This is a genomic window from Pseudobacter ginsenosidimutans, from assembly GCF_007970185.1.
Taxonomy (GTDB): Bacteria; Bacteroidota; Bacteroidia; order Chitinophagales; family Chitinophagaceae; genus Pseudobacter; species Pseudobacter ginsenosidimutans.
Genome location: NZ_CP042431.1, coordinates 1,532,239 through 1,544,311 on the forward strand (window position 1 = coordinate 1,532,239; position 12,073 = coordinate 1,544,311).

Below are 12,073 nucleotides of genomic sequence, written 5' to 3' on the forward strand. Positions count from 1 at the left end.
AAATCGGCCACCCGTGCGGCTTACAGGCGGCTGTTACTGGGCTCTGCTCACATTTCCCGAGCCTGAGATCTTTGTGGTCACCTGTGGATTGCCACTGTAGACCACATTACCGCTCCCCGAGATTCTCACGTTCAGCAGCTCCGTGGCAGTTGTTCTCACATTGCCTGACCCACTGATATCTGCATCCACTTTCTTTGTTGTAACAGGCAGCATATCTATACCACCGCTGCCGCTGATGGCATATTTCGCATACCCGGATGAACCTCCCAAAGCAAACATGTTCCCGGAACCGCTGATACTGGCATGGAGATCGTTCGCTACCTGGATATTCTTCGCTTTCAGTTCTCCTGATCCGCTTACGCGCAGGCTCAGACTGCTGGTGCTGATATCGTTCGTTACCAGCAGGTCGCCTGATCCTTCAAGGCCCAGTTCATCGATAACGGGAGCGCTTACGCGAACTACTATCGGATCATGCCTTCCTATTCTCTTTCCTCTTTTGAAACGGATGATGAGCTTTCCCGCAATCACCGGCGTTTCTATCACATCCAGGATATTCTGCTGGGCTTCGATGGTAAGCCTGTGGCCGGTTTCCTGCGTTACATATGCCGTACCATCAACGGCCGTTTCAATGCGGGTGTAACCATCCACGGTGCGTTCCTGTTTTACAACAGGACCGTCTCCTTTCAGTTTTTGACAACTCACCATCACCATGCTGCAGACTGCCAGCAGCATTCCGGTCAACAATTGTTTGCTTTTCATAACTTGACTAAGGTTTAACAGTAGTGTTTGAAAAATGAACTATTCTATTTTTTTAGACATTTCCGTTTCTGATATGGTGCCGAACCAGCCCACTATCTTTTCGGAATCTGTCTTTTGTTTTGCCACATTGGTGGGCACATTGGCCAATACTTTTGCAAATAAACCACCATTGGCCAGTTGATCAGTTAGCATTCGGATGAAGCCGTAAGCATCCTTGCTGATGCCCCTTAAAACCACCTTGACCTCATCGTTCTTCTCGTAAGGCTTCTCACCGGAAGTGATGCCTTCACGGATGGGAATAATGAAATTGAAGCCGTCGGAATTTGCATCTTCATAATATGCGCCGTCAACACTCCACATCTCATTCACGTTCTGGTTCAGCACGCCATTACGATAGGTGCGGATCCAGTAGTAGTCCATTGCTCCTTTCAGGTCCACTGCATAGAATTTGGCATAATACCCCTCTTTCTCTCCGCCTTTCTCTTCTTTGAATTCAACAGTGATACTGTCGATGGGAGGTACACGGTTCAGCTTGTCTTTCGCTTCATAGGTTTCACCTTTCCAGTTGATGGTGAGTTTGTATTCGTGTCCGATCACACCGATGCTGTTGCCTGCGCCGGGATCGTGCGTATAGGCGCCATTGTTATACGTGAAATCGTAGGTCTGGTTGAGCGTGAGGTCGGTTACACTGATCTGTGCATCGGAGATCACAGGGGGAGTTGAATTATCGAGATAACCGACAGCGCGCTGGAATTTGATTTGCTGTACACCAGGCTTATCGGTGATCCAGGCATCGATATAGGGAATCTGATCGCCGGCTGGCACATCCAGGTCGATCACTTTTTCACAACTGGTGAAAGCGCTTGCCGACAGAATAAATACGATATATAAAATGAATTGCTTCATGATAATGATTTTTTAGAATTTGAAGTTCCAGGTGATAGAAGGAATGATGGAACCGAGAATGCTCAGTCGGATTGCTTCTCTGATCTTCGGATCATCTTCATTCTGTCTGAAATAGATGGAGTAAGCATTCTGGCGCGCATACAGGTTATAGATACCGAATACCCATTCCTGTTTCAGCTTCTTGCCCTGGCGTCCTTTCATGGTGGCGGCTACATCCAGCCTGTGATAAGCGGGCAGTCTGAAATCGTTTCGCTTGCCGGTGGTGTTGTAAGGAATGGGAATTCCCTGGATGTCCAGCTTCACGTTCGGATAAGTAGCAGGTGTACCTGATCCGTAGTTGAAATTGGCGCTTACACTCCATTTGTCGTTCAGCTCACGGGTAACGGCCATATTGATCACATGTGTTCTGTCGTAACGGTTCAGGAACCATTCGTTATTACTGATACCTTCTGTTTTGCGGTAAGACCTGCTCCAGGTATAGTTGATCCATCCCTGCCATTTGCCAGTCTCTTTCTTCACTTCCAGTTCCACACCGTAGGATTTTCCTTTGCCGGTGAGGAGATCCGCTTCCACCTGCGGATTCAGTTCCAGGTTGGCATTGTCTATATAATCAAGTACATTCTTCATTTTCTTGTAGAACACTTCTGCAGAGAATTCCAGGTTGAGGAATTCAGGCACGGTCACAACGCCAACGCTCACCTGATCTGTTACAGAGGGTTCGATATTGTTGGTGCTGGGGAAATACAGATCGATGGGAGTAGGTGATGCAGTATTGCTCAGCAGGTGCATGTATTGTGAGCTCCTGGCATAACCTGCTTTCAGGAATGTTCCTTTCTTCAGCTCATAACGCACACTCACGCGTGGCTCAAAGTAAGTCCAGTCGGAGATCTTCTTCTTTGATCCTGTACCATTGCCCACCTTCTCTTCATAATCCAGCGGCTTGCGGATATTGGCAGTGGTGTCCCTGAAATGATACACAGAAGAATTGCTCAGGTAAGCATAGTAGTTCAATCGAACACCTGCCTGAACAGACAATGCCTTCGACACTTTCCAGGTATCTTCCACAAATGCGGCAGACTCTACTCCATATCTGCGAACGAGATTGATCTCTGCTTTGTTTTCATCATCCACCATCACACCTTTACCAGGATAGAAATTGTACATGGTGAAGTTCAGGCCCGTCTTCACCTGGTGCTTGTTGCTGATATACCAGGTGAGCGTGGGTTTCACGCCATAGGTCTGGATATCAGATTTCCAGTTGTAGCTCTGTTGCTTCGTGTCTTTTGCCTCTGAGTTGAACTTCAGACTGTAATCATACTTAGAATAGTACACGCTGGTATTGAGGAAGAGCTTTTGTGTGAAAAGATGGTTCCACCTCAGTGTAGTGGTCATATTACCCCAGTCCATGAATGCCTGGTTATTGAAAGAGAAAACATCCCTTCCGTAATAGCCACTCAGATAGATGGTGTTCTTATCATTGAGTTGCCAGTTAGCCTTTCCCGTTAGATCGTAGAAATAGAACTGGTTGTCACGATTATCTTTCTTCATAAATGGTTTGCTCAGCACATCGATATAAGAGCGGCGGCCTGCAATGATGAACGAAGATTCATCTTTCTTCAACGGACCTTCGATGCTGATACGGCTGAAGATGGTGCTGATACCGCCATTCACGGCCAGTTTCTGGTTATTACCATCTTTCATGCGGATATCGAGAACAGAGGAAGTTCTGCCACCAAACTCGGCAGGGAAGGCTCCTTTATAAAGTGTAACGTTCTTCACGGCATCCGGATTGAACACGGAGAAGAAGCCAAGCATATGTGAAGAGTTGTACACCGGGGCTTCGTCCATGATGATGAGGTTCTCATCCACATTACCACCACGAACGTTGAAACCGTTGGCGCCTTCACCTACAGATGTGATACCCGGCAGTGTCAGCATCGCTTTCAACACGTCCGGCTCTCCGAGGAATGCGGGGATCTTTTTGATCTGGCCGATACTCATCTGCTGAATGCCGAGTGCAACGGTATTGGTTCGTTTCAATCTTTTCTCACCAGTTACCACTACTTCGTTGAGTTCGCCTGCAGACGATTTCATCTGTAGATCGAGTGTATAATTTTCTGTCAGCGCAATTTCCCTGGTGATTACCGCAAAGCCCGTATAAGTGGCCGTGAGCGTGTATTTGCCGGGAGTAAGAGAAATGGAGAAGAATCCATAGGAGTTGGACTGTACAGTTGCATTTCCCGGGTTAATGGAAATGGTAGCATTGATCAAAGCCTCTCCACTGGATGCGTCCCGCACATAACCACTGATGGTGAATTTCTTTGGCTGTGCAAAGCCAACCACCACGAGCATGAGCAGGATCATTAAAACCGAAAGAATCCGGATCGTCGAACGTATCATAAATTGATTGTTTTGGAAACTATGACAACAGCAAATCGTTTTCCCCCTACCCGGAGGATGTTGTTTAGAAAAAATTAACAAATATAGCCTGCAATGACGGTAGGGTTAAATTTATGGCTCACTGCCATCACATAGTATTTTGTTTAATTTTGCTTCCCACAATTATCAAGACATACAACAGAAAAATGGCACATGAGATCACGGTGAACAAAACGCAATCGAGAGGATTCTTGTTATTTACGGCAGGCGTACTATTTGCATTCCTCTGGGCGTCCGCAGCCACAGCAACCAAGCTGGGCCTGCAATCGGCGCAACCTTTCGTGATCTGCATTGCCCGTTTTTTCTTTGCTGGGATTATCATGCTGGTGATCACCCATCTGTTCATGGGTAACAGGATGCCGGCCAGAACGGAGTGGAAGCCATTGGCTGTTTACGGCTTCCTGAATATTTCCCTCTATCTCGGATTGTATGTGGTGGCGATGAAGAATGTATCGCCGGGCCTCGGTTCCATGGCCATTGCCACCAATCCTGTGATGATCAGTCTTACCAGCGCATTGCTGTTCAAACAACGCATCAAAGCTATTACCTGGACCAGTCTTTTTCTTTGCACAGCGGGTGTATTGATTGCCGCATATCCGCTGTTGCAGTCGAGTTATGCCACACCTACAGGACTCACTATTTTGTTTTGCAGCATGCTGAGCTATTCAATCGGAGTATTGTATTTCTCAAAACAGAACTGGAGTGATCTGCATATTCTCACCATCAACGGATGGCAAACCCTGCTGGGAGGAATCTTTCTGTTACCTATAGCCGCAGTTACATACGAACCTTCGTTAAATCACTGGGACCTCAGATTTGCCGGTTCGGTATTATGGCTCGCTGTTCCGGTATCCATTTTAGGCGTTCAGCTCTGGTTGTTCCTGCTGCGCGACAATCCCCTGAAAGCAAGTTTCTGGTTATTCCTCTGCCCGGTTTTTGGCTACCTGATCGCCAATCTGGTAATGAAAGAGCCGATCAATGCCTGGACAGTCACCGGTCTGGCCCTGGTGTTGGGTGGGCTTTATCTGGTACAAAGGGCGAAGAAAGGATAATCTATACATTATACTTTATTGGTATACAGCATACTTTTTTATGCGGTATTTTATACCGGTAAAGGATCACCATATTTGACCGATTCTTTTTATATTTGATATGCTCTGTAAATAAACCTCCTCCGGCGGAGTGCTGAAAATCTTTATTAACCCCAATGGCTCTGTAAGTTCTGATTGTAGCGCTGAACGCTGTTTATAACTAATTGTACTGTTTGATTACAGTTACTGATCATTTTATTAATTACACCACTTAAAATGCGAACTGCGTTGATCAAAACCGGTCAGGGGCAGCCCCGTCATACTTCGCGCGCTTCAAAAGAGCAGCAACTTATCCCGGACCAGGAAGCCAATCTCCTGGCCCTGGTGGAGCATATTGATGGGCTGGTGTGGAGTGTAGACCGCAACATGCAATACATCATCCTCAACTCCGCTCTCCGGAAAAAGATCAAAGACCTGATTGGCGTGGATGCGTCACCGGGAGATAAGATGCTGGACCTCCTGGCATTGCTGGACCCTACCAAGAAAGGCGAATGGGAAAAGATCTACGAACATGCCTTAAAAGGCAAGAGCCAGCGACTACTGCAAAAATTCATTCTCAAAGACAAGCCTGCATTTTTCGATATTTCCATCAATCCCATCCGCAACGGTAATGAGATCACAGGTCTCTCCTGTTTTGCACTGGATGTTACAGAAAAGATCACTTATGATGCCCGCCTCAAAGCCAGCGAGGCGCATTTCAGAACATTGATCGAGAACAGTACGGATATTATTGCCGTTCTGAACAAGGAAGGAGAAGTGATCTATGGAAGCCCATCCATCGAGAATCAGTTCGGCGTATCGCCGCAGCAATACCTGAATGCAAATGTTTTCCATTTTATTGCAGAAGAAGACAGGGCCCATGCCATGGAGAAATTCCAGGAAGCCCTGAAGCGGCCAGGCAAACCACTGCCTGTTCAAACACGCACACTCAGGCCCGACGGCAGTATCGGTTATGTTGAAGGATTGGTCACCAACCTGCTGGCCAAACCTGAGATCCAGGGCATCGTTTGCAATTTCAGGGATGTGACCGAACGCGTGATGGCAGAAGAAGCACAGAAACAGGTTGACCTGAAATTCAGGGCACTCATCGAGAACAGTGCTGATCTCATCATGATGGCCAATGCCATGGGACAATTCACTTATGGATCACCGTCAGTAAAGAAACTGCTGGGCTGGTCCGGAAAAGACTATCTCAATAAGAATGTTTTTTGTTTCATTCATCCTGACAGTATTCCTGATGCTACGCAACTGCTGGGCGGATTGATGCAGCAACCCGGTAAATCTTTCACCATTTATCTTACCCTGCTGCACCGCAACGGCAAGTCTGTACAGGTGGAAGGCATTGCTACCAATTTCCTGCACGTGCCCGGCATCAATGCACTGGTAGCCAATTTCAGGGATATCACCGAAAGAAAGAAAGCACAGAAGCGCATTCACGAATCCGAAAACCTTTACAGGGACCTTTTCAATAAAAGTCCGCTTCCCATCTGCGTTTGCGATGCCATCTCACTCAAATTCCTGGAAGCCAACGATGCGGCAGTAAAGCATTATGGTTATTCGAGAAAAGAATTCATGAATCTCTCCGCCCCTGATCTCTGCATGACGGACGGCCTCGAAGAACTGAGGGCCCTGCTGCATTCTGGCAGGAAAAGCACCAATCAGCGACTGCTCCGTAAGCAGGCACGGAAAAACGGAGAGATCGTATATGCGGAAGTGATCAGTCATATGATCATTTATAAAGGCAGGGAATCTTTTATGATCCTGGCCAACGATATCACCGAAAAAGTGAAACTGCGCCATGAGCTGATGGAAGAAAAGATCTACCGTCAGAAAGAGATCATGAAAGCCAGTATCGATGCGCAGGAAAAAGAAAGGGAGGAAATCGGCAGGGAGATGCATGATAATGTAACACAGATCCTCACTACGGCAAGGCTCTGCCTCAGCCTTGCCGCAGACGACAAAGAACCGAAAATATTGATCAACCGCAGCAGCGATATCATTGCTGCCGCCATCGAGGAGATCCGCAAATTATCGAAAGACCTTACACAATCATATCACCGGGATGTGGGGCTGCAGCTCAGCCTGGAAGACCTCACAGACAGTATCCGCATAGCCAGCCAGCTGCAGGTGGATTTCCAATTCGCAATCGATGATGAGTACCAGCTGGACGACAAACTGAAAATGACCATCTTCCGCATCGCGCAGGAACAGCTCAACAATGTACTGAAGCACGCGAAAGCAAGTTCAGTGTCCGTTTCGGTTGTACAAGAGGGTGATACCATCACGCTGACAGTGGAAGATGATGGCAAAGGGTTCAGCATGCAGGAGAAAAGAAATGGCATCGGACTGCTGAACATCATCAACCGGGCAGACCTTTTCAATGGCAGGGTGAAAATAGATTCCGCACCCGGTACAGGCTGCCGGATGACCATCACATTCAAACCCATGAGCCAGCTCAGGCCAGACTTCTCAGGGCTTTCACACGTTCAGTGATACCGGCCTCCATATTCACTTCGCCGATGCCGAGCCTTGTTGCCAGCTCGATGAATTCCGGCGTATGGTCCTTCCGTTTGCCGGTTTTTGGATCGATGCAGGTGAAATGCGTCCAGAGAATAGCTTTGAGGCTCGCTTCCTTTTCATCGAACATTTTCAATTCCACCACCAGGTTGGAGGTTTCCAGTTTTATTATCTGGGAAGTGATGCAGATCTTCTCGTTATACACGGCTGGTCTCAGGTATTGGATCTCGTGTTGCCTTACTACCCATCCCATACCTTGCTGGAGAAAATCAGTGATGCGCAGATCGAAATTTTCGCGCAGATGATCTTCACGAGCATTCAGAAAATAATCCAGGTAGCGGCTGTTGTTGAGATGCGCCAACGGATCGCAGTCCGGGAAACGAACGATGTAAAAACTTTTGAGTTCCATAATGATGAAGGTATGATCATCGGAAGAATATCCGCGGAGAGCCGCTTTTTTTATCGCTTCATCCGGTTTACCCTTGCCGATTGAAAGAACAGATTGATTATTGTACAGTTTTTGACCTGATCAATAACAGTATTACCTGAAAAAAAGATCAGTTCATCAGAAAATAAAATCATTATTTTTGAAACTCAAGCCGCAGCATATGAAGTTTTAACATCGTTCCGCAGGCTGTTGCAATAACAATCCCGGAACATCTTTTACTACTCTTTCACTACTGTCCTTGCAGGCAGTTCCCTGTGATCTCATTATTTATTGGATTCAATTAATCAAGACAGGAGGATTTTATGTCGTTTGAACAAAACCCTATGGGTGAATTGCAACGCAGGCAAAGCATCTTCTCAATCATAAAAGATTCTTTCAAAAGCGAAAACCAGGACTTCACCAAAGGCAGTATCCGCAAAGGCGTGATATTACTGGCCATTCCCATGGTGCTGGAAATGATCATGGAAAGTGTGTTTGCGCTGGTGGATATTTATTTTGTAGGCCATATCGAAGGTCATGCTTCGCAGGCGGTGACCACCGTGGTATTGACGGAATCGGTACTCATGATCCTTTACTCCGCCGCGATGGCGCTGAGTATGGGCGCTACTGCTGTGGTAGCGCGTCGTGTGGGTGAGAAAAATATAGAAGGCGCTTCGCGAAGCGCCGCACAAGGCATCAACCTCGCGTTGATGGTAACTGTTGTGATCAGTTTATTCGGTTCCATTTTTGCCAGCGATGTATTGCGTATCATGGGAGGATCGGCCGAAGTGATTGAAGTGGGCACCAGCTATACCAGGATCATGTTCGGCGGATCAGTGGTGATCATGCTGCTGTTCCTGATCAATGGAGTGTTCCGCGGTGCAGGCAATGCCAATATCGCGATGTGGACGCTCTGGATCGCAAATGGCATCAATATCATTTTATGTCCAATCCTGATCCACTTTTTCGGATTACCGGGTGCGGCAATGGCCACCACTATTGGTCGTGGTACCGGCGTATGCTATCAACTCTATCATCTTTTCAAATCCCGTCGCGGTCTGCTCTATATCAAACGCGCTTATTTCAAGATCGAATGGACCATTCTAAAAACCCTGTACAGCCTGAGTTGGGTAGCCTTTCTCCAGTTCTTCATTGCATCGGCCAGCTGGATGTTCCTCAACAGGCTGGTAGCGCAATTCGGAGATGATGCAGTAGCAGGTTATGGAGTGGCGCTGCGAATACTGATGTTCTTTCTTTTACCTGCCTGGGGCCTCAGCAATGCAGCTGCAACATTGGTTGGACAAAACCTCGGGGCAGGACAACCGGACCGGGCCGAGAAATCGGTTTGGACAACCGCCCTGTACAATGCCATCTTCATGGCATTTGTTTCATTGATCTGCCTGGTATTTGCCGATCAGATCATTTACTTCATGAATGATAACGAGGCTATGGCCGTGTACGGAAAGAAAGCATTGCACATCATTTCACTCGGCTATATATTCTATGGCGTGGGCATGGTAGTCACCAATTCGTTTAATGGAGCAGGTGATACCAAAACTCCCACCTTCATCAACCTCTTCGGATTCTGGGCATTTCAGATCCCGCTGGCCTGGCTTTTGAGTATTCAAATGCAACTGGGCCCAACCGGTGTGTTCATTGCAGTGGTCACAGCCGAAACGCTGATCAGCATTGCAGGTGTTATTCTTTTCCGCAGAGGTAAATGGAAACAGGTAAAGATCTGATGATGCCGGAAGCCCTTTTATTCAGTACATTTAGTGCATAATAAAAGGAGGCATGAATTATTTATCCAACAATATTGTACGACAGATTCTGATCCTCATGGTGATCATATTTGTGGGATAGTACTTTTTGTACAATTACAGTTCTTTTTGCCATCATTCCTGGGAGCTTATACCTTTTATGTATTGCTGCGCAAATGGATGTTCCTGCTGGTGGATAAATACAAATGGAAGAAAGCTCTTGCAGCCGCCATGCTGATGCTGATCTCCTTCCTGGTGATCCTGTTGCCAATATTGTTGCTGGTGAACATGATGAGCTCCAAAGTGGCATTCGCCATCGAACACTCCAATGAGATACTCACGTCCATTGAAAAATATGTGAACCAGTATGAAGCCCGTTTCAAGATCGAGATCATAACGGATGATAATATACGAAAGATCACTACCTATACAGCGGAATTCCTCCCTAAGATATTAGGCGCCACTTTCAATACCCTGTTCACCATCGTGATGTTGTACTTCATTCTTTATTTCATGCTGGTGGAAGGCCGGAAGATGGAATCGAAGTTCTACGACTGGGTTCCTCTAAAAGACGAGAATGTGATCACGATCCGGAAAGAGATGAACGGAATGGTATTCTCCAATGCCGTGGGTATTCCACTGATCGCATTGTTCCAGGGCGTAGTAGCATTACTGGGATTTATACTGCTGGGCGTGAATGAACCGATGTTCTGGTTCGTGATCGTATGTATCGCAGCCATGCTGCCTGTTGTGGGCGCTGCTGTTGCTTATGTGCCACTGGCCCTGATCTTCTTTGCTGAAGGCTCTCCCATCAAAGGTGTGCTAATGCTGGTTTATGGCTTCGGCATCATCGGTACTGTTGACAATATCGCCCGATTCTGGTTGCAGAAGAAACTGGGCGATGTACATCCACTCATCACTGCATTCGGTGTGATCATCGGTATTCCCATATTCGGCTTCATAGGATTGATCTTCGGTCCTATCCTCATATCTTTTTTCCTGTTGATGATCAAGGTGTATGCCAGTGAATTCAATGATGGAGGTAAAGGCGTACGACAATCTTCCCCGTGATTTTCAGCTCCATATATATTATTGGTACATAGGCCGGGTAGTTTTACCCGATAGCCAGGATAAAGAAAATGCAGTATTGCCCGTTTTTTTTCGGCGATCCTACGATACTATTTTTCCACATTCCCCGTTTACATATCGGATAATACGTGTTCCGTAACCTTTGAAAACCCTGTACCATGTACCGTCCAGTAAAATCCATCACCTACAGCCTGTTGTCTGTATTAGTATTATCACCGGTGTTCATGACCGGTACCTCCAAGAGAACGGAGCCTCCTGCCGAGAAGATCGTTCTGTATATCCCCAAAGATGTTGTGCGCTACACTGCCAATCCGGAACTGATGCCGGAAGAAGCCGCCAATGTTTACAACAGTATGCAGTTGAAAAAACTGGGATTGACCAAGAAAGCATTTGCCTGTGCCTGGAAAGGTTACACCAGCCTGGTGGAAGCCGGCAGACTGGCAAAAGATGGGATCCTCTCCATCTGCGATTTCAGTCAGAGTTCACGCAGAAAGCGCTTATACGTACTCGATATAAACAGTCAGAAACTCCTGGTGAATACTTATGTGGCGCATGGACGCAAGTCGGGAGGCGAATACGCAAAATCATTTTCCAATAGTCCGGAATCCCATAAGAGCAGTCTCGGATTCTATGTTACCCGTAACACCTACTTTGGAGAACATGGACTGGCCCTGAAGATACAGGGACTGGAACGCGGCTTCAACGACAAAGCCGATGCACGCAATATCGTGATCCACGGCTCCCAGTATGTTGGCAAACAATTTATCAGCAATAATAAATTCAACGGAAGAAGCTTCGGATGCCCGGCATTGCCCGCAAAAGAAGCATCAAACGTTATTCACCAGATCAAGAATGGCTCCTGCCTTTTCATCTATCATCCTACAAAGAATTATATCAACCAATCAAGGTTGTTGAACTGAACTTAGCGTGGACATAAACTTCAGATGGTTTGATGGCAAATAGCTCAATGTAGGATTCGTACCCTATGATTGAGCTTTTTCGCTCTGGGGTACTGAACAGCGGCTGTAAAACATACCACTACTTTTGTAAGGATGATGAGCTGTGGGATGGAGAGATGAGGCTGT

9 protein-coding genes are annotated in these 12,073 nt (G+C 46.8%); 5 read left to right on the top strand and 4 right to left on the bottom strand.

The window, feature by feature from the left end; translation table 11 throughout:
- Positions 1-33: 33 nt before the first annotated feature.
- Genes FSB84_RS06290 through FSB84_RS06300 form a run of 3 tightly spaced genes read right to left on the bottom strand, consistent with a single transcriptional unit; the run spans position 34 to position 4,065 of the window.
- Positions 34-759, bottom strand: coding sequence for a head GIN domain-containing protein (locus FSB84_RS06290; RefSeq protein ID WP_130542372.1), 726 nt, complete (start codon positions 757-759; stop codon positions 34-36).
- Between the two features lie 39 nt (positions 760-798).
- On the bottom strand, positions 799-1,665 hold the full coding sequence (locus FSB84_RS06295) for a DUF4249 family protein (RefSeq protein WP_130542371.1): 867 nt from the start codon (positions 1,663-1,665) through the stop codon (positions 799-801).
- 12 nt (positions 1,666-1,677) lie between these two features.
- Entirely contained in the window at positions 1,678-4,065 is a 2,388-nt protein-coding gene (locus tag FSB84_RS06300; RefSeq protein ID WP_130542370.1) for a TonB-dependent receptor, read from the bottom strand.
- 185 nt (positions 4,066-4,250) lie between these two features.
- Here FSB84_RS06300 and FSB84_RS06305 point away from each other — a divergent pair, with 185 nt between their 5' ends.
- Together FSB84_RS06305 and FSB84_RS06310 are read left to right on the top strand one after the other, a co-directional pair.
- Positions 4,251-5,156: a DMT family transporter gene (locus tag FSB84_RS06305; RefSeq protein WP_225979994.1), complete on the top strand. Its 906-nt coding sequence runs from the start codon at positions 4,251-4,253 to the stop codon at positions 5,154-5,156.
- A 255-nt stretch (positions 5,157-5,411) separates the two neighbouring features.
- A complete protein-coding gene (locus FSB84_RS06310; protein WP_130542369.1) occupies positions 5,412-7,688 on the top strand; it encodes a PAS domain S-box protein in 2,277 nt (758 codons plus the stop codon).
- Here FSB84_RS06310 and FSB84_RS06315 read toward each other — a convergent pair.
- A complete protein-coding gene (locus FSB84_RS06315) occupies positions 7,651-8,121 on the bottom strand; it encodes an acyl-CoA thioesterase (protein ID WP_130542368.1) in 471 nt (156 codons plus the stop codon). The two genes, FSB84_RS06310 and FSB84_RS06315, sit on opposite strands and share 38 nt — an antisense overlap.
- Positions 8,122-8,462: 341 nt before the next feature.
- Here FSB84_RS06315 and FSB84_RS06320 point away from each other — a divergent pair, with 341 nt between their 5' ends.
- The 3 genes from FSB84_RS06320 to FSB84_RS06330 all read left to right on the top strand — a co-directional run bounded on the left by FSB84_RS06320 (position 8,463) and on the right by FSB84_RS06330 (position 11,908).
- Positions 8,463-9,881, top strand: a complete 1,419-nt coding sequence (locus FSB84_RS06320) for an MATE family efflux transporter (protein WP_130542367.1) — start codon at positions 8,463-8,465, stop codon at positions 9,879-9,881.
- A 147-nt stretch (positions 9,882-10,028) separates the two neighbouring features.
- Positions 10,029-10,970, top strand: coding sequence for an AI-2E family transporter (locus FSB84_RS06325; RefSeq protein WP_158643795.1), 942 nt, complete (start codon positions 10,029-10,031; stop codon positions 10,968-10,970).
- Between the two features lie 176 nt (positions 10,971-11,146).
- Positions 11,147-11,908 carry a murein L,D-transpeptidase catalytic domain family protein gene (locus tag FSB84_RS06330; protein WP_130542365.1) on the top strand — a complete coding sequence of 254 codons (762 nt, stop codon included), beginning with the start codon at positions 11,147-11,149 and terminating at the stop codon, positions 11,906-11,908.
- Positions 11,909-12,073 lie beyond the last annotated feature (165 nt).